This is a genomic window from Nocardioides maradonensis (genome assembly GCF_054777115.1).
Window position 1 is genome coordinate 134,704 of record NZ_BAAHAZ010000008.1, and the last position, 21,334, is coordinate 156,037.

Below are 21,334 nucleotides of genomic sequence, written 5' to 3' on the forward strand. Positions count from 1 at the left end.
CTCAGAGTCCTCCGCCCAGCAGGTTGCCCAGCAGTCCACCGAGTCCGGTGTTGTTCGTGCCGCCCGTACCGCCCGATCCCTTGCCCCCGGAACCCGAGTGGTGGGACGCCGTCGTGCCGCCGAGCAGCCCACCGGTCAGCCCGCCGAGCAGGCCGGAGCCGGTGCTGTTCAGCAGCCCACCCAGGCCCAGCGTGTTCAGCAGGTTGGCGACACCCGCCAGCAGCCCGGTCGTGCCGGTGATGCCGTCCAGGTGCAGGTTGAGGTGGATGTTCAGGTAGTCGTTGGCGATCAGCCTGTCGGCCGCCTTCGACGCGTTGATGAGGGAGAGCAGCGACGAGCGCCAACGCCCCTTGTTCTTCGCGAACTCGGCGAGCACCGGCTGCAGCTCCTTGAGCATCCGGAGCAGCTGACCGCGCGTGGCGTTCACCGTGGTGTTCGCGGCACCGGCGAACCGGTCGAGTGCCTTGAGCAGCTTGGTGAAGGCCGGCGTCTGCTGGCGCAGCACGTGCGCGGCCGGCCGGATCTCGCGGACCGCCCGGTTGATCGTGTCCTTGCGGGCGTTGAGCGTCTTGGACAGCGAGTTCAGCGAGGTCAGCACCTTGTCGACGCTGCCCGTGGTCGCGTTGGCCTGGGTGAGGAACGTCCGCGCCTTCTCCAGCAGCGCACGGTAGTCACCCTCGTGGCCGTTGAGCGCGGTGTTGAGCTCCTCGGTCACGGTCTGCAGCTGGCCGAGACCACCGCCGTTGATCAGCAGGGACGCCTCGGACAGCGCGTCCTCGACCGTCGGTGCGGTGTCGGTGTCCTTGAGGCTCAGCTGCGCACCGTCGGAGAGCAGCGGGCCGTTGGTCGGGTTGGTGACGTCGACGAAGAGCTCACCGAGCGGCGTGGTGTAGCGCAGCCGCGCGGTGGCGCCCTGGTGCAACTGGGCGTCCTTGCGGATCGTGAGCGTCACCTCGGCGGTGAAGTTCTTCTCGCTGATCGAGTCGACCTTGCCCGCGTCGACGCCGTTGACCTTGACCGGCGCGCCGTGCGCCAGGTTGAGGGCGTCGCGGAAGTCGGCCTGGACCTGCATGGTGTCGCCCGACACCCCGGTGCCCGGGATGGGGAGGTCGCCCATGGTCAGCCCGCAGCCGCTGAGCATGACGCCCAGCACCAGTGCCACGGCCCCGGCGACGGCGGTTCGGAATCGCGTCGTCATCAGTTCGCTCCTGGCTGGGTGCCGTCGAGGATGTCGCACAGGTTGCCCGGCAGCTGCGCGCAGATGTTCTGCAGCACGCCACCCAGCGGGTCGAGGATCAACGGGTCGATCCGGACCGGCAGGCGGTTGCCCTTGAGCCGCTCGAGGTTCTGCAGCGCGAGCGGCATGACCCGGAGGATCTCGGCGAGCTGCTTCTGGCGCGACAGCACGGTCTTCATGACCTGCGAGGAGCCACCGAGCAGCTTGACCAGCTGCGCCCGGTTGTCGACGGCGAACTGCGCCACCGTCTGCACGGCCTTGCTCAGGCTGCGCAGCGCCGACCGGAAGTTCACCCGCTCGGCGGCCAGCAGCGAGCTCGCCGCCGACACCTGCCGGATGAACTGCTTGGCGGTCCCCTGGTTCGCGGCGATGGTGCCGACCAGGTTGTCCAGCGAGGTCAGCGTCGCGGAGACGTTGCCGCGCTGGGCCGCGAGGCCGTTGATGCCGTTGGCCAGCGAGTGGATCGTCTGGTTGAGCAGCGGACCTCGGCCGTTGAGGGCGTTGGTGCCGGCGTTGAGGAAGTGCCGGATCGCGGCCGTGGTCGACTTGGATCCGCCGATGCCGGTCGCGAACGTGTTGAGCGCCGCGAGGACCTCGTCGAAGTCGACCGGCGTCTGGGTCCGGCTCTCGGGGATCTGTCCCCCGTCGGCCATCTTCGGCTCGCCGGCCTTGTAGATCGGGGTCAGCTCGACGTACCGGTCGGTGGCGACGGAGCGGGACACCACGTCGGCCCAGGCATTCGCCGGGATCGGCTGGTCGGTGTTGACCTCCATGGTCACCTCGACCTGGTTGCCGACCGGCGTGATCGCGGTGACCTTGCCGACCGGGACGCCCAGGACGCCGACGTCGTTGCCGACGAACAGACCTGCGGAGTCGCCCAGGTAGGCCTTGACCGTCATCGTCTTGCTGCCGATGCCGCAGCCCGAGGCCAACATCAGGCCCGCGGCGAGCACGGCGGCGCACAACATGCGCATGATCTTCTGATTCATCGGATCACCTCATGTTGTCGGCGGGAAGCGCCGGCGGCTTGACGTAGAGATCGAGGTACGGACCGTTGCCGGTCGCGTTCGCGACGTAGCGCACGGCGGGCGCCATGACGGTGAGGACCTGCTGCAGCTGCGCCTTGTCCTGGTTCAGCCCGCTGATCACGTCGTTGATGTCCGCCAGAGCCGGCTTCAGCTTCCCGTTCGTGGCCTGCACGATCGCGGTGAGTGCCCGCGAGAGCCCGGTCGTCTCGACGAGCAGCCGGTGGATCGCGACCTTCCGTGCCGTCACCTCGGCGACGACCAGGTTGGTCTGCTTCATCAGGCCGATGATGTCCTGGCTGCTGTCGGAGAGCTGGGCGCTCACGTTGCGGGCCGAGGTCAGCAGCTGACCGAGCTGGCCGGAGCGGTTGGCGACCGCCTCGGACAGCCGCGCCACACCCTGCAGGGCCGGGCCGATGGATCGCTGGCTGGCACCGAGGGTGTCGGCCATCTGCGTCAGCGCCTTGGCGAGCACCGGTGCGTTCAGCTTCTCCAGCGAGTGCGAGCCCTTCTGGATGACGTCCTGCAGGTTGTACGGGACGGTGGTCCGGTCGACCGGGATGGTGTCCCCGGCGAGCGTGCCCGAGCCCTGCGGCTCCACCTGCAGGTAGTGCGTGCCGAGCAGCGTCGCCACCTTCACCGACGCGGTGGACAGCGACCCCAGGTCGATGTCCTTCGACAGCGCGAACTTCACCTCGACGTGGTCACCCTTGATGGTGATGCCGGTGACCTTGCCCTCGTGCACGCCGTGCACCTCGACGTCCTCGCCCTTGCGCAGGCCGCCGGTGTTGGCGAGCTCGGCGGTGTAGGTCTTGGTCCCGAAGTTCACGGTGCTGATGACCACGATGCCCAGGGCGAGCAGGAGCCCGATCGCGATACCGACCAGGCCGACCCGGAACGGGTTGCGCTCGTTCATCGGCTTCATCGGCACACCGCCGAGTAGTTGTTGCCGCCGAGCGGGACGGTGGCACCACCGACCCCGATCGCCAGCGAGCACACGTAGACGTTCAGCGCATTCTCGTACGACGTCGCGCGCCCCAGCGAGGAGAACAGCGTCGAGAACGCGGGAACCGTCCGCAACAGCTCCGACCTCGAGCTGTTCAGCATCGACGCGACGGTGACGAACTGGTTGGTGGCGCCGATCAACGGCACCTTCACGTCACGCAGCAGCGAGCTGGTGCTCCCGACCAGCTGGCTGACCCCGTCGATGGACGCGCCGATGGACTTGCGGTCCTTGGCGAGGCCCCTCATCAGCGCCTCCAGCTCCTTGATCGTGGACTTGAGCTCGCCGCCCTGGCCGGCGAGGTTGTCGAGGACCGGCTGGAGGTTGGTCATCACCGCACCCACCACCTTGTCGCGGTCCGCGAGGAAGTTGGTGAGCTGACCGGTCTGGCCGAGCAGCTGCTCGACCGCCGGACCTTCGCCCTGCAGGACCTTGATCAGCGAGGTCGCCAGCTTGTTGACGTCCTCGGGCTGCAGGATGTTGAACAGCGGGCGGAAACCGTTGAGCAGAGCGGTCAGGTCGAAGCCCGGGTCCGTGCGCGACTCGGGGATGGTCGCCCCGCCGGCGAGCTCCTGACCCGGCTTGCCCTTCTGCAGCAGCGAGAGGTACCGCTGGCCGAGCAGGTTCTGGTACCGCATCACGAGCTGGGTGTTGTCGTAGATCGGCTGCTGCTTGAGCACCTCGATCTTGACCTCGGCGCCGCTGGACGTGGCCGTGATCGAGCTGACCTTGCCGACCCGGACGCCGGCCGCCTTCACGTCGTCACCGACCCGCAGACCGTTGACGTCGGTGAAGTTGGCCGTGAAGTCCTGCTTGTCGCCGCTGACGCCGTTGAGCATCGTGTTGACGAGGAGGACGCCCAGGAAGGCGCTCACCACACCGAACGCGATGAACTTGATCGCGATCGACCTCAGGCCGGTCATCGGGCTCCTCCCAGAAGTGCGTTCATGCCCGCGTCGCCGCTGGCCGTGCGGTACGACGGCCGCTGGCCCGACGAGTAGTACGGCGGGGCGGACAGGCTCAGGTTGCCGTCGGTCCTCGCGAAGCCGCCCGAGATCACGCTCGGCAGGATCTGGCCCGCGACGCCGTTGACCGCGATCGAGCCCGAGATGCCCTTCACCCGGTTGTCGTACACCGCGTCGAGAAGGTCCGAGGACTGCCGGATGAACGTCACGAGCCTGGCCTCGTTCCTGTTCAGGAACCCGGTGGCCGTGTCGGCGAGCGTCGTGCCGCCGGAGAGCAGTGCAGCCAGCGCCGACTGGTTCTTCACCAGTGTGCCGGCGACGACGAGCGCGTCGTCGGTGGCGTCCAGCAGGTCCGGGGCCACCCGGTTGACCACCGCGGTGGCGTTCGCGAGCTGCTCCAGGTCGCTGCGGACCGCGGGCATCCGCGGGTTGAGCTTGTCGAGGTAGCCGTTGAAGGTGTGCACCGTCGAGGCGATCTGGGCGCCTCGACCGTCGAGGGCCTGCGCCGCCGACCCGATCGCCGACGCCAGCTCGGCCGGACCGAGGGCCTTGACGAGCTTGTCGATGTCGTCGAGCGCGTTCTGCAGCTCGAGCGTGCCCTGGGTGGCGTCGGCGTGCACGGTGTCGCCGGCCTTCAGGTGCGCCGACGACGCCTGGCCGTGGACGACCAGGTCGACGAAGGTCTTGCCGAACACCGTGGCCGGCAGGATCCGCGCCACGACGTTGGACGGGATCGCCCCGAGGTCGTCCTTGACCATGTCCATGTCGACCTTGACCTGCCCGCTCGGGTCGCGGGTGATCGAGGCGACCTTGCCGATGATCAGGCCGTTCATCTTCACGTCGGAGCCCTTGACCAGGGCGCCGCCCGCGTTGTCGACGAGTGCGGCGACGTGCGGCGTCGTACCGAAGGTGCCGTTGCTGCGCAGCGTGATGAACACACCGATCACGGCCAGTGCGACGAGGCCGATGAGGCCCCGTCGGGCCAGCGTGTTGCGCGAGATGTCGCGAGCCATTGCTACCTCACCCCGCGATCCGGAAGCCGGGGTCGCCGCCCCAGAAGATGAGCGTCATGATCATGTCGAGCAGGACCACCGCGACGATGCTCGCGCGGATGGCGGCGCCGGTGGCCTCACCGACCGCCTGCGGACCGCCGCCGACCTTGAAGCCGTACCAGCAGTGGATGAGCGCGACGATCAGGGCGAAGACGAGGATCTTGACGACCGAGAACAGGATGTCCCTGCCCTGGATCAGCGCGGAGAAGTAGTGCTCGTACTGGCCCGGCGACTGACCGAACAGGATCACGACCGACCACTGCGAGGCGATGTAGCTGCCGATCAGGCCGACCAGGTAGAGCGGGAGGATCGCGATCATCGCCGCGATCACGCGGGTGGTGACGACGTACCGCATCGCGCTCACGGCCATGACCTCGAGCGCGTCGATCTCCTCGTAGATCTTCATCGAGCCGATCTGCGCGGTGAAGCGGCAGCCGACCTGGGCGGCGAGTGCGAGCGCCGCGATCAGGGGCGCGAGCTCACGCGTGTTCGCGCTCGCGGAGATGAAGCCGGTCAGGGGCGCGAGGCCGACGATCTCGAGGCCGTTGAAGCCCTCGATGCCGAGCGAGGTGCCGGCGGCGATCGACAGCAGCACCATGACGCCGACGGTGCCGCCACCGACGAGCAGCGCGCCGGAGCCCCACGCGATGTCCTTGAGCTGGCGCAGCATCTCCTTCGGGTACAGCGCCATCGTGGCCGGGATGTTGCGGAACATCTCCCACGCGAAGGTGAGGAAGTGACCGAGCTGCGCGAGCAGCGTCATCACGCCGTCGGTGAGCCCGACCAGCGCGTCGGAGAAGCGGTCGCCGAAGCTGCGACCGAGTCGGACCTCGGACATCAGGCGCCCCCGGGGAACAGCATCACGTACGCCTGCGTGAGACCCACGTTGATGCAGGCCAGCAGGATGACGGACAGGACGACGGCCTGGTTGACCGCGTCGGCGACGGCCTTCGGACCACCGCGCGCGTTCAGGCCCTTCTGCGCGGCGACGATCACGGCGACGAACCCGAAGATGAACGCCTTGACCTCGGCGACCACGAAGTCCAGCGGCTGGCTCAGGCCGACGAACGAGTCGATGTAGGTGCCGGCCGAGATCTGGCCGCCCCCGACCACCACGACGAAGGCGGTGATCATCGCCGCCATCGTGACGATGACGGTGAGCAGGACCGAGACGAGCAGCGCGGCCAGGATGCGCGGCGCCACGAGCCGCTGGATGGGCGAGATGCCCATGACCATGAGCGCGTCGGTCTCCTCACGCACCGTGCGGGCGCCGAGGTCGGCGCAGATGGCCGAGCCCACGGCGCCGGCGATCATCAGCGAGGTCACCAGGGGCGCGCCCTGGCGGAGGACGCCGATGCCGTTGACGGCACCGATGAACGAGTTGGCTCCGATCTGGTTGGCCGCGCCGCCGATCTGGACCGAGGTGATGACGCCGAACGGGATCGCCACCAGGATCGTCGGGAGCAGCGACACCCGCGTCATGAACCATGCCTGGAGAAGGAACTCGCTCCACGAGAAGCGCCGGGCGAGGATGTCCGAGAACCCCCACTGGAGCGACTCGACGGCGAGCTTGACGAGCTCACCGGTGGTCACGACGCCGGCCTTGAACCGGCCTGTCATGTTGTCCACGAACGAGCGTCCGGACGCGACGACCGCACTCATCGGCGTACCTCCGTCCTACGGAGTCTCGCGAGTCCCATCAGACACCCCTGTCTCTTGCAGGCACGACCGGTTCCCACCGGTCAGTCGTGGAGCCACACGACTGCCTGTTTCTCGATGTAACAGATATCACGCAATTTGGTCACGCATGGGGAAATGTCCACGCGGTGCCATCCGTGGACCGCGCCGGGGACGGTGCATACCGGCGGCTCCGATCAGGAAGGGCACCCGTCCGCGCTGGGGTCGCCAGGCTTCCAGGTACGAGGCGAGTCGTTCGTCGTCGAACTCCTCGCCCTCCAGCGCCCACCCCACGTCCCGAGCCACGTGGTAGTCGCCGAACGACACCGCGTCCGGGTCTCCGAAGGCCCGTTGACGCACCTCAGCACTGGTCCACACCCCGATGCCGGACACGGAGCGTAGCCGACGGTCGGCCTCCTCCGGCCGCACTTGGGTCAACTTCTCCCAGGCGTGTTCGTGGTGCGCGACCCGCACGATCGCGCGCGAGCGGGCCGGGTCGATGTGCAGCCGGAGCCACTCCCACGACGGGATGGCGCGGAGGACCGTCGCGGTCGGCTGGAGCATCAGGCCGAGCGTCTCCCCCGGGCCGGGAGCGGGCTCCCCGTGCCGGCGCACCAACGCACGGAAGCCGGCGAACGCCTCCTGGCCGGTGACCTTCTGCTCGATGATCGCGGGCACCAGGGCCTCGAGCACGCGCCCGCTGCGGCCCTGGCGCAGGTGCGGGGACCGCCGCAGGATCTCGACGAGCAACGGGTGGCGCGGCTCGAAGCCGCTCCAGTCATCGGCCTCGCCGAGCAGCTCCGGGAGCTGCTCGAGCGCCCATGCGGCTCCGGGTCCCCATGCCTCGGCCCGGATCTCACCGGCGCCGTCCTGGTTGCCGATGCGCAGCGTGACCGGGCCTTCCGGCGTACGGCTCGCGCGCCAGTGGCGACCGGTCTCGTCGGTGCGGTGGGTCGGATCTGCGCCGCCGTGACGGTGCGGGGCGAGGAGTGCCCCGACCGGGACGGAGCGTTCCGGACGCCACACACGCACCCCATCGGCAGGTTGCACGCGGCCGACTCTAGGACCTCGGTCGGTCCTGCGTAACGTTCTGCTCCGGATCGTTGCCGGTTCGTGGCACTAAGGTGGCGCGGACGGGTGGACGTCGGGACAGGAGGCCGCGTGAGCATCGACAGTGCGGGCGGTCGGCGCCCCCGGCTCGACCAGGAGACGGTGCTGCAGGCGGCGGAGTCCCTCGTGGACCGCGACGGGTACGACGCGCTGACGATGACCTCGCTCGCGGCCGAGCTGGACACCCGCGTGTCCTCGCTCTACAACCACGTGGCCAACCTCGAGGACCTGCGGGCCCACATCCAGGTCCGCGCGATGCGTCTCCTCGGGGAGCACGTGCGCACCGCCGCCATGGGTCACGCCGGCGCCGACGGGCTGCGCGCGCTGAGCCACGAGCTGCGGGCCTTCGCGCGCCAGCACCCGCAGCGGTACGCCGCCCTCACCCGACCGCCCATCGACCGCGACGAGTTCTTCGCGGCCGCCCTCACCGCGATCGAGGCGCTGTCGGTGATGGTGCGCTCGGCCGGCCTCCCCGAGGAGCGGATGCTCTCGACCGGGACCGCGGTGTTCGCGGCGCTGCACGGCTTCGTGAGCCTCGAGGTCGCCGGCTACTTCGGCGACCTCGGCCCCACCGGCGAGGCGTTCGACCTGGACGAGGTCTTCGAGCTGGTCATCCGCGGCGCCGTCACGGCAGCCGTGCTCGAGGCGACCCACTGACGCCATGCTGCTGCAGCGGCTCGTCGATCTCTCGGGCGCCGTCGCGGCGACGCGCTCCCGCAAGGAGAAGACCCGGCTGATCTCCGAGCTGCTGCTCGAGGCGGATCCGGCCGAGCGGTCGCTGGTGGCCCACCTGCTCGGCGGGCGGCTGCGGCAACGGCGTACCGGACTGGGGTGGCGGAGCCTGCAGGCGCTTCCCTCCCCCGCCGAGCTGCCCACGCTCGAGGTCGTCGCCGTCGACGCGGCGTTCCAGCGCATGTCGGAGCTGGCGGGCCCGGGGTCGGCCGGGACGCGTGCGCTGCAGGTCGCGGACCTGTTCGGCGCCGCGACCGCGTCGGAGCAGGCCTGGTTGCGCGCCATCGCGGTCGGCGAGGTGCGGCAGGGCGCGCTCGAGGCCGTGGTCACCGAGGCGGTGGCCGCGGCGGCCGGGGTCCCCCTGGCCGCGGTACGTCGTGCCGCGATGCTCGCCGGCGGGGCGACCTACGTCGTCGACGCTGCGTTCGCCGGGGTCGGCGCGTTGGGCGAGGTCGGCCTGACCGTCGGGCGCCCCGTGCTCCCCATGCTCGCGTCGTCCGCGCCCGACGTCGCGGCGGCGATGGCGAAGGCCGCCGGCCCGGACGGCGTCGTCGGCATCGACGCCAAGCTCGACGGCATCCGGATCCAGGTGCACCGCGACGGCGACGACGTCGTCGTCGCCACCCGCAGCCTCGACGACATCACCCACCGTCTTCCCGAGGTGGTGGCGATCGCGCGGTCGCTCCCGGCCGAGCGCTTCGTGCTGGACGGTGAGGCGTTGGCGCTCGCCGAGGACGGCCGACCCCGGCCGTTCCAGGAGACGGCGTCGCGCACGGCCAGCGAGGTCGGCGACGGCGCGACGGTCGTGACGCCGTACTTCTTCGACGTGCTGCACCTCGACGGCCGCGACCTCCTCGACCTCCCCGCCCGCGAGCGCTGGCAGGTGCTGGACGCGCTCGTCCCTGCCGAGCACCGGGTGCAGCGGTGGGTCGGCAGCGACACGGACGCCGCCGATGCCTTCACGTCCTCGGTGCTGGCCGCCGGTCAGGAGGGCGTCGTCGTGAAGTCGGTCGAGGCGCCGTACGACGCCGGCCGTCGCGGCTCAGCCTGGGTGAAGGTCAAGCCGGTGCACACGCTCGACCTCGTCGTCCTCGCGATCGAGCACGGGTCCGGGCGTCGCCGCGGCTGGCTGTCCAACATCCACCTCGGCGCCGTCGACCCGTCCTCCCCCACGGGCTTCACCATGCTCGGCAAGACGTTCAAGGGGATGACGGACGCGATGCTGGCCTGGCAGACCGAGCGGTTCCGCGAGCTCGAGGTCGCCGACGACGGCTGGGTCGTGACGGTGCGGCCCGAGCAGGTCGTGGAGATCGCGTTCGACGGGCTGCAGCGATCGACCCGCTATCCCGGGGGGCTGGCGCTCCGGTTCGCGCGGGTGGTCCGCTACCGCGACGACAAGGCTGCGGACGAGGCGGACACGATCGACACGGTGCGCTCCCTGCTCAGCTGAGGCGGCCGGGCGCGGGCATTTCGTCACGCATGTTGCAACACCGAGTTGCACATCACGTACACTTCGAGCCATGGCGAGCACCGCACCGCCCACCGACGGCCGTCGCACGGCAGCGGCCGCGCGACGGCGCGCCCGGCAGGCCGAGATCATCGCGGCCACGCGGCAGATCTTCGACTCCAAGGGCGTCCGCGACGTCCAGATCGAGGAGATCGCGAGTGCCGTCGGGATCAACCGGGCCATCGTCTACCGGCACTTCTCCGGCAAGGAGGAGCTCTTCGCGCTGACCCTCGTGGGCTACCTCGAGGAGCTGCAGGGGCTGATGACCGAGGCCGCGGACAGCTCCGACGTACCGACCGAGCAGCTGGCCGCCATCGTCGGCGCGTTCGTCGACTACGGCGTCGCGCACCCGGCGTTCGTGGACTGCGCGCAGGCCCTCATGGTCCGCCCCGGTGACGAGCTGCTCGACGAGGTCACCGAGGGCGCGCTGTTCCGTCTCGGCCGGGGCATCACCGGCTGCATGACCGTGCTCTCCAGCGCGCTAGCGGCCGGGGTGGAGAAGGGCGCGTTCAAGCTGTCCGACGACCCGGTCCTGCTCGCCAACGCGCTCTACGCCAGCGGTCTCGGCGCGCTCCAGCTCGCGCGGCTCGGCATCCTGGTCAGCGAGATCGCCCCCGGCGTCCCGACCGTGGGTGCGATCTCCCCCGAGCAGGTGCGGTCGTACATGGTGCGGTCGGCCCTCGCCCTGGTGACCGCCTGAGGCTGCGTCGTACCTGACCAACGCGTTGGGTTTTCGCGCCGGAACCAACGCGTTGGTCAGGTACGACGAGAGCGGCGGCCCACCCGAAGGTGGACCGCCGCTCCGGAGTCAGACCTGGATCAGGCCTGCGACGCTACGCGCCGCGGCATTCAATCGCCCCGGTCACGCGAGCAAGCTCGCGGACGCGAGGCTCAATCACGCCTCGAGGATCGCGACGACGCCCTGGCCGCCGGCCGCGCAGACCGAGATCAGGGCGCGGCCGCCGCCGTTGGCCTTGAGCAGCTTCGCCGCGTTCGCGACGATCCGGCCGCCGGTCGCGGCGAACGGGTGACCCGCGGCGAGCGAGGAGCCCTTGACGTTGAGCTTGCTGCGGTCGATCGACCCCAGGGGCGCGTCGAGGCCGAGGCGCTCCTTGCAGAACACCGGGCTCTCCCACGCAGCGAGGGTCGACAGCACCTGCGAGGCGAACGCCTCGTGGATCTCGTAGAAGTCGAAGTCCTGCAGGGTGAGGCCGTTGCGCTCGAGCATCCGCGGGACGGCGTACGCCGGGGCCATCAGCAGGCCCTCCTTGCCGTTGACGAAGTCGACGGCGGCGACCTCGGAGTCGACGAAGAACGCCAGCGTCTCCAGGCCGTGCTCGGCCGCCCACTCCTCCGAGCCCAGCAGCACGACGGACGCACCGTCGGTCAGCGGCGTCGAGTTGGCGGCGGTCATCGTGGCCGCCTCGCCCTTGCCGAAGACCGGCTTGAGCTTGGCGAGCTTCTCCAGCGAGGAGTCGACGCGCAGGTTGTTGTCACGCTCCAGGCCGCGGAACGGGGTGATCAGGTCGTCCTGCCAGCCCTCGTCGTACGACGCGGCGAGGTTGTGGTGCGAGGTGACGGCCAGCTCGTCCTGGGCCTCACGGGCGATCTGCCACTCGAGGGCGGTCAGGGCCTGGTGCTCACCCATCGAGAGCTTGGTGCGCGGCTCGCCGTTCGACGGGATCGCGAGACCGATGTCGCCGGGGCGGATCGTCGCGAGGACGGCGAGCCGGTCCTTGGTGGAACGCGCGTTGTTGAGCTGGATCAGCTTCTTGCGCAGCTTCTCCGAGATCGCGATCGGCGCGTCGGACGTGGTGTCCACGCCGCCGCCGATGCCGGAGTCGATCTGGCCGAGCTTGATCTTGTTGGCGATGTAGTTGATCGCCTGGAGGCCGGTGCCGCAGGCCTGCTGCAGGTCGACGGCCGCCGTCTCGGGCGCGAGCCTGGTGCTGAGCACCGACTCGCGGACCAGGTTGAAGTCACGGGCGTGCTTGAGGACCGCGCCACCGGCGACCTCGCCGATCCGCTCGCCCTCGAGGCCGAACCGCTCGACCAGGCCGTCGAGGGCAGCGGTCAGCATCTCCTGGTTGGACGCGGTGGCGTAGGCGCCGTTGGAGCGCGCGAACGGGATGCGGTTACCGCCGATGACAGCGGCCCGACGTACAGAGTTAGCCATGGTTCCTATCCTCGTGTGTGCAGACCTGGCAGCAAACCCTTTGGGAGCCAAGTCACGAAATGTGGACGCAGAGTTACACATCTAGTTACATAAGTCTCGGAGCGGGCTCGACCCGTGGACGGACCACCCACACAAGACTTCGGAGGCACTCGCCCATGAGCGACAAGTACCAGGGCTTCGTGAGCTCGCCGATCGGCAAGATCCTCGTCAAGAACCTCGGCCTGCCGAGCCCGGTCAAGCTGGACCGCTACTCCGCCGGCGACCCACTGGTGCAGGGCACCGTCCTGGTCGGCGGTCGCGGCCGGCTCGCCGAGTCGCTGCCGGGCCTGCTCGACGGCCTCGGCATCGCGAGCGCCACGACCCAGGTGGAGGGCGAGAAGTACAAGGGCCTCGTCTTCGACGCCACCGGCATCACCTCCACCGCCGACCTGGTCGCGCTGCAGGAGTTCTTCACGCCGTTGATGCGCAACCTGAAGAGCTGCGCCCGCGTGGTCGTCATCGGTACGCCGCCGGAGCTGGTCGAGGGCGGCGAGCGGGTCGCGCAGCGCGCACTCGAGGGCTTCACCCGCAGCGTCGGCAAGGAGATCGGCAAGGGCGGCACCGTCCAGCTGGTCTACGTGGCCGAGGGCTACGAGGCGTCCGCGACCTCGACGCTGGCGTTCCTGCTGAGCCCGAAGTCGGCGTACGTCTCGGGTCAGGTCGTCCGGATCGGGGCGCACCACGAGAAGAAGGCCACCGACGTGGCCGACTGGAGCCAGCCGCTCGCCGGCAAGATCGCCTTCGTCACCGGCGCGAGCCGCGGCATCGGCGAGGAGATCGCCCGCGTGCTGCACCGTGACGGCGCGACGGTCGTCGGCCTCGACGTACCGCAGGCGGCCGACGACCTGGTCAAGGTCATGAACGAGCTGGACGGCGACTGGCTGACCCTCGACATCACCGCCGACGACGCCCCACAGCGCATCGCGCACCACCTGAAGGAGAAGCACGGCGGCGTGGACATCGTCGTGCACAACGCCGGCGTCACCATGGACAAGAAGCTCGCGAACCAGACGCCGGAGCGGTTCGGCAAGGTGCTGCAGATCAACCTCGAGGCGCCGGAGAAGATCACCGCCGAGCTGCTCGCGCAGGGTGTCGTCAACGACAACGGCCGGATCATCGGCGTCGCGTCGATCGCCGGCATCGCGGGCAACCTCGGCCAGACGTCGTACGCCGCCTCCAAGGCGGGCGTGATCGGCTTCGTCGACTCGCTCGCCACCGAGCTCGAGGACGGCATCACGATCAACGCCGTGGCGCCGGGCTTCATCATCACCCAGATGACCGCGGCCGTGCCGTTCGCGACCCGTGAGGTCGGCCAGCGCCTCAACGCGATGGCGCAGGGCGGTCTGCCGGTCGACGTCGCCGAGACCATCGCCTGGTACGCCTCCCCCGCCTCGACCGCCGTCAACGGCAACGTGGTCCGGGTCTGCGGCCAGATGATGCTGGGTGCCTGACATGGCCCTCCCCGTGATGGTCAAGGCGGCACTGCCCATGGTGCCGGGCGTCAACCAGCTGCCCGGCATCAAGAAGGCCGGCGGCGACCTGCCCGACGTGGTGCTCCGGCGCGACGACGTGGTCGTCGAGCGCTCCGCGGTCGAGCGGTACGACGAGGTGTGCGGCTTCCGCATCCGCGACGTGGCGCCGATCCCCTACCTGCACATGCTGGCGTTCCCGCTGCACATGCAGCTGATGACCGACAGCCGGTTCCCGTTCCCGGCCATCGGCACGGTGCACCTGGAGAACTCGATGACCCAGCACCGCCCGGTCGCCATCGGCGAGACGGTGTCGCTGGCGCTGCAGGCCGCGAACCTGCGTGCCAGCACCAAGGGCCGCGCCTGGGACATGAACGTCACGGCGACGGTCGGCGACGAGGTCGTGTGGGAGTCGACATCGACGTACCTGCGGGTGGGCAAGGGCGACAAGGAGAACGGCGACCCGGGCATGAGCCTGGAGCCGGTCGACGTGAAGGGCGCCGTCTGGAGCCTCCCCGACAACCTGGGCCGCCGGTACGGCGCGGTCTCGGGCGACCGGAACCCGATCCACCTCTACCCGATCACGGCGAAGGCGCTGGGCTTCCCGCGCCACATCGCGCACGGCATGTGGAGCAAGGCCCGCTGCATCGCGGCCCTCGAGAACCGGCTTCCCGACCAGGTGCGGATCGACGTCGCCTTCAAGAAGCCGATCTTCCTGCCCGGCAAGGCCCAGTTCGGCGCCGAGGAGACCGAGACCGGCTGGAAGTTCGCGCTGGTCAACCCGAAGTCGGGTGCCCCTCACCTGCTCGGCCGCACCACCAGCCTTTGACGCGAGACCCGGGTTCTGGTCGAACGAAGCCCGGGTTCTGGTCCAACGAGACCCGGGTTCTGGTCGCCAGGGCCCGGGTCTCGGCGCGCCAGGGCCCGGGTCTCGGCGCGCCAGGGCCCGGGTCTCGGCGATCAGAACTTGCTGGGGCGGATGAGGCCTTCCTGGGCCACCGTGGCGACGAGCTTGCCGTCCTGGGTGAAGACCCGGCCGATGGCGAGGCCGCGGCCGCCGCTGGCGGAGGGCGACCACTGGTCGTAGAGCCACCACTCGTCGGCGCGGAAGGGCCGGTGGAACCAGATGGTGTGGTCGAGGGAGGCCATCTGGACGTTGAGCGGGTCGGTGCCCCGGTGCGCGGAGAGGGTCGCGCCGAGCAGGGACACGTCGCTCGCGTAGGTGAACAGGGCGGTGTGCTCGAGCGGGTCGTCGGACAAGGTGCCGTCGATCCGGATCCAGACCTGGGTGCGCGAGGGGTGCAGCGGGTCGGGCTCGAGGCCGTGGCGCGAGCTGCCGATCCACCGCACGTCGAGGGCGGCCCACTCCTTGCTCAGGCCGTCGTCGGTGCCCCGCTCCTTCATCAGCTCGAACATGTCGAGCCCCTCGTCAGGCGACTTCACCTGCGGCATGACGTCCTGGTGGGTGAACCCCTCCTCGTGTCGCTGGAAGCTCACCGACTGGTAGTAGATCGGCCGCCCGTGCTGGCGCGCGACCACGCGACGGGTCGCGAACGACTTGCCGTCCCGCATCCGCTCCACGTCGTAGATGATCGGGATGGAGTAGTCGCCGGGCAGCAGGAAGTAGGAGTGCAGCGAGTGCGCGTGCAGCTCGGGGTCGACCGTGCGCGACGCGGCGATGAGCGCCTGCGCGGCCACCTGACCGCCGTACACGCGCTGCCGGGTGGTCTCGGGCTGCATGCCGCGGTAGAGGTCGGTGTCGAGCTGCTCCAGGTCGAGCAGCTCGACCAGCTTCTTGGTCGCCTCGGGCTCGCCGGTCATCTGGGTTCTCCGTCGTCGGGGCTGTCGAGGCCGGCCAGGAACTGCTCGAACTGCCGGCCCAGGTCCTCACCGGTGGGGAGCGGCTCGTCCTCGGCCAGCAGGCTGCTGCCCTCGGCCTCGGCACGCGCGAAGGTGTCGTACTGCGCCTCGAGCGCCTCGACGACCTCGCGCACCTCGTCGTTGGCGGCGAGGTGGCGGCCGATCTCCTCGAGGCGGTCAGCGGTCGCGGTGTGCAGGTCGGAGAGGTCGATGGTGAGCCGGGCCGCCCGCTCGACGTGCTCGAGCAGTGCGACCGAGGCGCCCGGGAAGTCCATCTGCGCCAGGTAGTGCGGCACGTGCGCGACGAAGCCCTGCGCGTCGTGGCCCCACTCGCCGAGCCGCACCTCGAGCAGCGCCTGGGCGCTGCTCGGGATCCGCAGCTCGCCGCGCCACGGGCTGGTTCCGGTGAGCAGCTCGGGCCGGTTGGCGTGGTGGGTGATCGCGATCGGTCGGGTGTGCGGCACCGCCATGGGCACGGCGCCGAGGCCGACCACGAGGTCGACCGAGAACCGCTCGACGACCTCGAGGACGGCGCGGCAGAAGCCCTCCCAGCGGGTGTCGGGCTCGGGACCGTGGAGCAGCAGGTACGGCGTACCGCCGGCGTCGTGGAGGAGGCGGACGACCAGCCGCGGGGCGTCGTACGCCTCGTAGTGGTCACGCACGAAGGACATCGCGGGACGGCGAGCACGGTAGTCGTGCAGCTGGTCGACGTCGAAGGTGGCGACGACGACACCACCGCCGGGCGCGCCGGTGCCGACCAGGTGCGCGCAGGCCAGGGCGCCGGCGTTGCCGGCGTCGAGGAAGCCGTCCAGCGCGACGAGCATGCGGAGGTCCTCGACGCCCTCGAGCTCCGGCACGTCGTCGACGATGTGCACCAGCTTGGGCTGGCTGGAGGGGGCGGTCACGGCTCCAGCCTAGAGGCTGCGCCGCCGCTCAGGACGCGTAGGTGGCCGACATCAACGCGACGCCGCGACGCACCAGCACGTCCGGGGTGATCTGCAACAGCTGCTGCAGGACCTGGTCCTGGTTCGCCCCGCCCGCGAGCCGGTCGAGGAGGGTCCACAGGGTGTGCGCACCGTAGGTGTTGGCGACGTACTCGCAGACCCACCAGGACACGGCGTACCAGCCCTCGGCGTCGCTGCCGGCGAAGTCGGCGCTGGTGGGCAGCGAGGTGGCGTGCAGCCCGACCGTCATCGCGGACGCGGGCAGGCGCCGCTCGCTGCGGGCCATCGGTCGCACCGAGACCCACTCGGCGATGCCCTCGGTGAGCCACAGCGGCGCGCCCTGGCCGCGGGCCCCGAGCGTCGCGTGGGTCATCTCGTGCCGGACCAGCCGGCCGAGCACCGACGCCGGCTGCGCCAGGGCCCGGGGGTTGATCGAGACGCGGTACGACGCCGTGCCCTTGCTCGGGTCGTTCACGTCCGCGGGCAGGGCGATCGTCAGGCCGTCGGCGCGGCCGGGGTCGCCGACCGTGTCTGCCCTGAGCCCGTTGATGATCGTCTGGTCGCCGAGCACGTAGACGAGCGTGCCCCAGCCGGTCGAGGGCTGCTCGGACTCGGGGATGGTCAGCGAGTCGTCGTCCTTGCCCTCGGACAGGATGCGCATCAGCCGGTCGGCCTGCGCGGCGGTGCGCGAGTCGAAGATGCCCAGCACGCTGCCGTACTCGTCGACGTAGACGTGCTCGACCTCCCACGGCTGGGTGGCCGTGTCGTGGCTGTTCTCCCAGCCCTTGTCGGTCGTCGAGACGAGCACGTAGCGCTGGCCGTCGGTGGAGGGGCGGAACAACCAGCGGTCGTAGCTGGCGATCGGCTTGGCGTCGTACCCCTGCAGCTCGGTGGTGGTCCGGATCTCCGCCCAGTAGCTGCCCTGGGTGGGACCGACCACCAGGGTGTTCGGCACGATCTGGTAGCCGAGGCTCTCGACCGGCAGGTCCTGGATGTTGCTGAAGTAGGTCCGCTGCTGGCGCCGGACCACACCACCGCCGAGGGTGCGCTGGAAGGCGTGCAGGTCGTCCTCGTCGAGCGCGCGGGTACGCCGGTGCAGGTTCTGGTTGATCGAGTACGCGACGTCGTCGAGCGTGCCGTAGTAGGCGCCGGGGTCGGAGTGGGAGCAGGCGGTCAGCGGGAGCAGGCCGACCAGGAGCGCCGCTCGAAGCAGGGGCTTCAGCGGGAACCGTCCGCGTCGATGAGGTCGACGGTGGGTGTCTCGGTCGTCGCCGCGATGGCGTGCAGGGTGTCGAGTGCGATCGCCTGGGCGTTGAGGCCGATCCGGTCCAGGATGACGGCCCGCTTGGCGTGGTCGAGGAACTCCTGCGGGATGCCGTGGACGTGGACCGGACGCTGCACGTCGGCGTCGCTGAGCGCCTGCATCAGCACGGCGCCCACACCGCCCACGCGGCCGTTGTCCTCGATCGTGACCACGCGGTCGTGGACGCGAGCGAGGTCGACCAGGGCGGCGTTGACGGGCTTGACCCAGCGCGGGTCGACGACCGTGACACCGATCCCCTGGGCGTGCAGCCGCTGGGCGACCTCGACGGCGGTCGTCGCCATCGCGCCGACGCTGACCACGAGCACCTCCTGATCACCCTCGCGGAGGAGCACGTCCATCCGCTCTGCGGCCGCGCCGATGGTGTCGATCGCGGCGACGTCCTCGGGCGGCGGACCCTTGGGGAAGCGGACGACGGTCGGCGCGTCGTCGACCTCGACCGCCTCGTCGAGCAGCTCGTGCATCCGGGTGATGTCGCGCGGCGCGGCGAGGCGGAGGCCCGGCACCACCTGCAGCAGCGACATGTCCCACATGCCGTTGTGGCTGGCACCGTCGTCACCCGTCACGCCGGACCGGTCGAGCACGAAGGTCACGCCGCAACGGTGCAGCGCGCAGTCCATCAGCACCTGGTCGAAGGCGCGGTTGAGGAAGGTCGCGTAGACGGCGAACACCGGGTGCAGGCCACCCATCGCCAGGCCCGCGGCCGACGTGGTGGCGTGCTGCTCGGCGATGCCGACGTCGAAGGTGCGCTCCGGGTAGGCCTCCTGGAACTTGTCGAGGCCGACGGGGTGCATCATCGCCGCGGTGATCGCCACGACGTCGGGGCGCCGCGCGCCCAGCTCGACCATGTGCTCGGCGAAGTGGTCGGTCCAGATCTTGCCCTTGGGCTTCTCCAGGCCGGTCTGCACGTCGAACGGTCCAGGCGCGTGGAACTGGTCGGCCTCGTGCCGCTCGGCCGGGTCGTAGCCCATCCCCTTGCGGGTGATGGCGTGGACGATCACCGGGCCGCCGTACCGCTTGGCCTGGGTGAGCGCCTGCTCCATGGCGTGCTGGTCATGGCCGTCGATCGGGCCGACGTACTTGAGGCCGAGGTCCTCGAACAGGCCCTGCGGGGCGAGGGCGTCCTTGAGGCCCTTCTTGACCGCGTGCAGGGCGTCGTACGCCGCGTGGCCGATCCCGGGGACCGCGTTGAGCCGCTTCTTGACCAGGTCGAGGGCCTGCTCGTAGCGCGGGTTCGTGCGCAGCCCGGCGAGCGCCGTCGCGAGACCGCCGATGGTCGGCGTGTAGGAGCGGCCGTTGTCGTTGACGACGATGACCAGCCGCGAGTCCTTGGCGATCGCGATGTTGTTGAGGGCCTCCCACGCCATGCCGCCGGTCAGCGCGCCGTCGCCGATCACGGCCACGACGTGCCGGTCCTCACCCCGGACGTGGAAGGCCTTGGCCAGCCCGTCGGCGTACGACAGCGCGGTGGAGGCGTGCGAGTTCTCGACCAGGTCGTGCTCGGACTCGGCCCGGCTCGGGTAGCCGCTCAGGCCGCCCTCACGGCGCAGCGTGCCGAAGTCCTTCGCGCGCCCGGTCACCAGCTTGTGCACGTAGGACTGGTGGCCGGTGTCGAAGACGACCTTGTCGTTCGGGGAGTCGAAGACCCGGTGGATCGCGAGGGTCAGCTCGACGACGCCCAGGTTGGGCCCGAGGTGCCCGGTGTTGGTGGCGACGGTGCGGATCAGGAGGTCGCGGATCTCCGCGGCGAGCTCGGCCAGCTGGTCCCCGGACAGGTTCCGCAGGTCGCGCGGACCGGTGATCGAGTCGAGGAGAGCCATAGGGAGGAGTCTAGGTGCTGGGTGACAGGTCGTACGACGCAACGGCGGGCTCGTGCAACGATCCCATCCAGACCCGGCCCTCGAACTCCCGGACCCCGGTGACCATGTGGTACGCCGCCCCCGGCGACCCGTCCGCGGGCAGGTCGAGGTCGTGGACGAGCCGGCCGTCCGCGGCGTACGCCTGGACCCGGACGGTGCGCTTCGGCTTGGGCTGGACGGCCTCGGGGAGCGTGGTGGCGAGCCTGCGCAGCGGCATCGGCGCGGTCTGCAGCCGCTCCACGAGCGGGTCCTTCGGTGAGGCGATGGTCACCCAGACCAGGCCGTCGGAGCCGCGGGCGATGTTGTCGGGGTAGCCGGGCAGGTCCTCGCACAACAGGTCGGTGGTGCCGGCCCGCTCCCCCGCCAGCCAGTGGCGGGTGACGCAGCGCGCGCCGGTCTGGGCGACGCAGACGAACGACTCGTCGGCCGCGAGGGCGACGCCGTTCGCGAAGGCGAGGCCGGTCAGGACGGTCGTCAGCGTGCCGTCGGGGTCGAGCCGGAGCAGGCGACCGGTGCGGGTGTTCTGGACGAAGTCGTCCTTCCACCGCTCGATGCCGAACTTCAGCGAGGAGTCGGAGAACCAGACCGTGCCGTCGGAGGCGATCGCCGCGTTGTTGCAGAACTTCATGGGGGTGCCGGCGACGGCGTCGACGATCGGCTCGATGCGGCCGTGGGCGGGTTCCACCCAGAGCAGGCCCCGGCGCGCGTCGCACACGAGCAGCCGGCCGTCGGGGGCGATCTCGATGCCGAGCGGCCGCCCGCCCGTGTGCGCCACGCTCCGGACGTTGGTGCCGTCGTGCGACACGCGGTAGATCAGGCCGTCCTCGGTGCCGGTGAAGACGGCGCCCTCGTCGCGGCCGCTGGTGCCGACGACGACGTCCTCGGCACCGGGGCTGGGCACGGGGATCACCGAAAGGGTCATGGGGCGAGTTCCTGGTACAGGTCGGAGTCGAGGAACGCCGGCAGGGCGAGCGCGGCCGAGTCGGTGAGGTCGAGGGCGCGCGCCCGCTCGGGGGCGACGAAGACGATCTGGCGGCCCTCGCCCACGACGATGTCGGCGTCCCCCAGGTCGGTGGCGGCGGCGTACACCGCCAGGGTGTCGAGCGAGTCGGTCTCCGGGTGGAAGACCTCGAAGGTGTCGAAGTAGCGGACGGCAGCGGGGAGCAGCTCGATCGAGGTCTCCTCGGCGAGCTCGCGGACCGCGCCGTCGACGGCGACCTCGTCCTGCTCGAGGTGGCCGCCGCACAGGCCCCACTTGTCGGGAGCGATCCGAGCGTGCTCGTCGCGCTCCTGCAGGAGCACGCGGCCCTCGTCGTCGACCAGGATCACGCAGGCGAAGCGGGTCGTCATGGGGACAA

The 21,334-nt window shown here is 70.3% G+C and carries 20 protein-coding genes; 5 read left to right on the forward strand and 15 right to left on the reverse strand.

What is annotated here, in order from left to right; all coding sequences use genetic code 11:
- Nucleotide 1: 1 nt before the first annotated feature.
- The 8 genes from ACYVAQ_RS11435 to ACYVAQ_RS11470 form a co-directional block, all read right to left on the reverse strand.
- Nucleotides 2-1,198: an MCE family protein gene (locus tag ACYVAQ_RS11435; protein ID WP_460789493.1), complete on the reverse strand. Its 1,197-nt coding sequence runs from the start codon at nt 1,196-1,198 to the stop codon at nt 2-4.
- Nucleotides 1,198-2,226 (reverse strand): MCE family protein, encoded by a 1,029-nt coding sequence (locus ACYVAQ_RS11440; RefSeq protein WP_460789495.1) that lies wholly within the window; start codon nt 2,224-2,226, stop codon nt 1,198-1,200. Before ACYVAQ_RS11440 ends, ACYVAQ_RS11435 begins: the two co-directional genes overlap by 1 nt.
- A gap of 4 nt (nt 2,227-2,230) precedes the next feature.
- Entirely contained in the window at nt 2,231-3,187 is a 957-nt protein-coding gene (locus ACYVAQ_RS11445; protein WP_460789497.1) for an MCE family protein, read from the reverse strand.
- A complete protein-coding gene (locus ACYVAQ_RS11450) occupies nt 3,184-4,188 on the reverse strand; it encodes an MCE family protein (RefSeq protein WP_460789499.1) in 1,005 nt (334 codons plus the stop codon). Before ACYVAQ_RS11450 ends, ACYVAQ_RS11445 begins: the two co-directional genes overlap by 4 nt.
- Complete coding sequence (locus tag ACYVAQ_RS11455) at nt 4,185-5,243, reverse strand: MCE family protein (protein ID WP_460789501.1); 1,059 nt, start codon at nt 5,241-5,243, stop codon at nt 4,185-4,187. Before ACYVAQ_RS11455 ends, ACYVAQ_RS11450 begins: the two co-directional genes overlap by 4 nt.
- A gap of 7 nt (nt 5,244-5,250) precedes the next feature.
- Nucleotides 5,251-6,120, reverse strand: a complete 870-nt coding sequence (locus ACYVAQ_RS11460) for an MlaE family ABC transporter permease (protein WP_460789503.1) — start codon at nt 6,118-6,120, stop codon at nt 5,251-5,253.
- Nucleotides 6,120-6,944, reverse strand: coding sequence for an MlaE family ABC transporter permease (locus ACYVAQ_RS11465; protein WP_460789505.1), 825 nt, complete (start codon nt 6,942-6,944; stop codon nt 6,120-6,122). The genes ACYVAQ_RS11460 and ACYVAQ_RS11465 overlap by 1 nt, the downstream gene beginning before the upstream one ends.
- Before the next feature lie 126 nt (nt 6,945-7,070).
- Entirely contained in the window at nt 7,071-8,009 is a 939-nt protein-coding gene (locus ACYVAQ_RS11470; protein WP_460789507.1) for a DNA-3-methyladenine glycosylase family protein, read from the reverse strand.
- Nucleotides 8,010-8,120: 111 nt separating this feature from the next.
- Between ACYVAQ_RS11470 and ACYVAQ_RS11475 the strand changes: the two genes are divergently transcribed.
- From ACYVAQ_RS11475 to ACYVAQ_RS11485, 3 genes are all read left to right on the forward strand, one after another.
- Nucleotides 8,121-8,726 carry a TetR/AcrR family transcriptional regulator gene (locus ACYVAQ_RS11475; RefSeq protein ID WP_460789510.1) on the forward strand — a complete coding sequence of 202 codons (606 nt, stop codon included), beginning with the start codon at nt 8,121-8,123 and terminating at the stop codon, nt 8,724-8,726.
- A gap of 4 nt (nt 8,727-8,730) precedes the next feature.
- The gene (locus ACYVAQ_RS11480) at nt 8,731-10,251 is read left to right on the forward strand and encodes an ATP-dependent DNA ligase (protein ID WP_460789511.1); all 1,521 of its coding nucleotides are present in this window, start codon (nt 8,731-8,733) and stop codon (nt 10,249-10,251) included.
- 70 nt (nt 10,252-10,321) lie between these two features.
- The gene (locus ACYVAQ_RS11485; RefSeq protein ID WP_460789513.1) at nt 10,322-11,008 is read left to right on the forward strand and encodes a TetR/AcrR family transcriptional regulator; all 687 of its coding nucleotides are present in this window, start codon (nt 10,322-10,324) and stop codon (nt 11,006-11,008) included.
- A 195-nt stretch (nt 11,009-11,203) separates the two neighbouring features.
- Here the strand turns inward: ACYVAQ_RS11485 and ACYVAQ_RS11490 are convergent, their stop codons facing one another.
- Complete coding sequence (locus ACYVAQ_RS11490; protein ID WP_460789515.1) at nt 11,204-12,484, reverse strand: acetyl-CoA C-acetyltransferase; 1,281 nt, start codon at nt 12,482-12,484, stop codon at nt 11,204-11,206.
- 155 nt (nt 12,485-12,639) lie between these two features.
- Between ACYVAQ_RS11490 and ACYVAQ_RS11495 the strand changes: the two genes are divergently transcribed.
- The gene (locus ACYVAQ_RS11495; RefSeq protein WP_460789518.1) at nt 12,640-13,974 is read left to right on the forward strand and encodes a 3-oxoacyl-ACP reductase; all 1,335 of its coding nucleotides are present in this window, start codon (nt 12,640-12,642) and stop codon (nt 13,972-13,974) included.
- 1 nt (nt 13,975) lies between these two features.
- Nucleotides 13,976-14,821 carry a MaoC family dehydratase gene (locus ACYVAQ_RS11500; RefSeq protein WP_460789520.1) on the forward strand — a complete coding sequence of 282 codons (846 nt, stop codon included), beginning with the start codon at nt 13,976-13,978 and terminating at the stop codon, nt 14,819-14,821.
- A 131-nt stretch (nt 14,822-14,952) separates the two neighbouring features.
- On the opposite strand, the gene ACYVAQ_RS11505 is transcribed toward ACYVAQ_RS11500, so the two are convergent.
- From ACYVAQ_RS11505 to ACYVAQ_RS11530, 6 genes are all read right to left on the reverse strand, one after another.
- A complete protein-coding gene (locus ACYVAQ_RS11505; RefSeq protein ID WP_460789522.1) occupies nt 14,953-15,813 on the reverse strand; it encodes an acyl-CoA thioesterase in 861 nt (286 codons plus the stop codon).
- On the reverse strand, nt 15,810-16,757 hold the full coding sequence (locus ACYVAQ_RS11510; protein ID WP_460789524.1) for a PAC2 family protein: 948 nt from the start codon (nt 16,755-16,757) through the stop codon (nt 15,810-15,812). Before ACYVAQ_RS11510 ends, ACYVAQ_RS11505 begins: the two co-directional genes overlap by 4 nt.
- A gap of 28 nt (nt 16,758-16,785) precedes the next feature.
- Nucleotides 16,786-17,826: a hypothetical protein gene (locus ACYVAQ_RS11515; RefSeq protein WP_460789527.1), complete on the reverse strand. Its 1,041-nt coding sequence runs from the start codon at nt 17,824-17,826 to the stop codon at nt 16,786-16,788.
- Between the two features lie 188 nt (nt 17,827-18,014).
- The gene (gene dxs / locus ACYVAQ_RS11520; protein ID WP_460789529.1) at nt 18,015-19,937 is read right to left on the reverse strand and encodes a 1-deoxy-D-xylulose-5-phosphate synthase; all 1,923 of its coding nucleotides are present in this window, start codon (nt 19,935-19,937) and stop codon (nt 18,015-18,017) included.
- A gap of 10 nt (nt 19,938-19,947) precedes the next feature.
- On the reverse strand, nt 19,948-20,898 hold the full coding sequence (locus ACYVAQ_RS11525; RefSeq protein ID WP_460789531.1) for an SMP-30/gluconolactonase/LRE family protein: 951 nt from the start codon (nt 20,896-20,898) through the stop codon (nt 19,948-19,950).
- Nucleotides 20,895-21,326, reverse strand: coding sequence for an NUDIX domain-containing protein (locus ACYVAQ_RS11530; RefSeq protein WP_460789533.1), 432 nt, complete (start codon nt 21,324-21,326; stop codon nt 20,895-20,897). The genes ACYVAQ_RS11525 and ACYVAQ_RS11530 overlap by 4 nt, the downstream gene beginning before the upstream one ends.
- Nucleotides 21,327-21,334 lie beyond the last annotated feature (8 nt).

Coding starts and splice junctions, on each gene's coding strand:
- ACYVAQ_RS11435 (WP_460789493.1), bottom strand. CDS start 1,198: ATGACGACGCGATTCCGAACCGCCGTCGCCGGGGCCGTGGCACTGGTG.
- ACYVAQ_RS11440 (WP_460789495.1), bottom strand. CDS start 2,226: ATGAATCAGAAGATCATGCGCATGTTGTGCGCCGCCGTGCTCGCCGCG.
- ACYVAQ_RS11445 (WP_460789497.1), bottom strand. CDS start 3,187: ATGAAGCCGATGAACGAGCGCAACCCGTTCCGGGTCGGCCTGGTCGGT.
- ACYVAQ_RS11450 (WP_460789499.1), bottom strand. CDS start 4,188: ATGACCGGCCTGAGGTCGATCGCGATCAAGTTCATCGCGTTCGGTGTG.
- ACYVAQ_RS11455 (WP_460789501.1), bottom strand. CDS start 5,243: ATGGCTCGCGACATCTCGCGCAACACGCTGGCCCGACGGGGCCTCATC.
- ACYVAQ_RS11460 (WP_460789503.1), bottom strand. CDS start 6,120: ATGTCCGAGGTCCGACTCGGTCGCAGCTTCGGCGACCGCTTCTCCGAC.
- ACYVAQ_RS11465 (WP_460789505.1), bottom strand. CDS start 6,944: ATGAGTGCGGTCGTCGCGTCCGGACGCTCGTTCGTGGACAACATGACA.
- ACYVAQ_RS11480 (WP_460789511.1), top strand. CDS start 8,731: ATGCTGCTGCAGCGGCTCGTCGATCTCTCGGGCGCCGTCGCGGCGACG.
- ACYVAQ_RS11485 (WP_460789513.1), top strand. CDS start 10,322: ATGGCGAGCACCGCACCGCCCACCGACGGCCGTCGCACGGCAGCGGCC.
- ACYVAQ_RS11490 (WP_460789515.1), bottom strand. CDS start 12,484: ATGGCTAACTCTGTACGTCGGGCCGCTGTCATCGGCGGTAACCGCATC.
- ACYVAQ_RS11495 (WP_460789518.1), top strand. CDS start 12,640: ATGAGCGACAAGTACCAGGGCTTCGTGAGCTCGCCGATCGGCAAGATC.
- ACYVAQ_RS11500 (WP_460789520.1), top strand. CDS start 13,976: ATGGCCCTCCCCGTGATGGTCAAGGCGGCACTGCCCATGGTGCCGGGC.
- ACYVAQ_RS11505 (WP_460789522.1), bottom strand. CDS start 15,813: ATGACCGGCGAGCCCGAGGCGACCAAGAAGCTGGTCGAGCTGCTCGAC.
- dxs (WP_460789529.1), bottom strand. CDS start 19,937: ATGGCTCTCCTCGACTCGATCACCGGTCCGCGCGACCTGCGGAACCTG.
- ACYVAQ_RS11525 (WP_460789531.1), bottom strand. CDS start 20,898: ATGACCCTTTCGGTGATCCCCGTGCCCAGCCCCGGTGCCGAGGACGTC.
- ACYVAQ_RS11530 (WP_460789533.1), bottom strand. CDS start 21,326: ATGACGACCCGCTTCGCCTGCGTGATCCTGGTCGACGACGAGGGCCGC.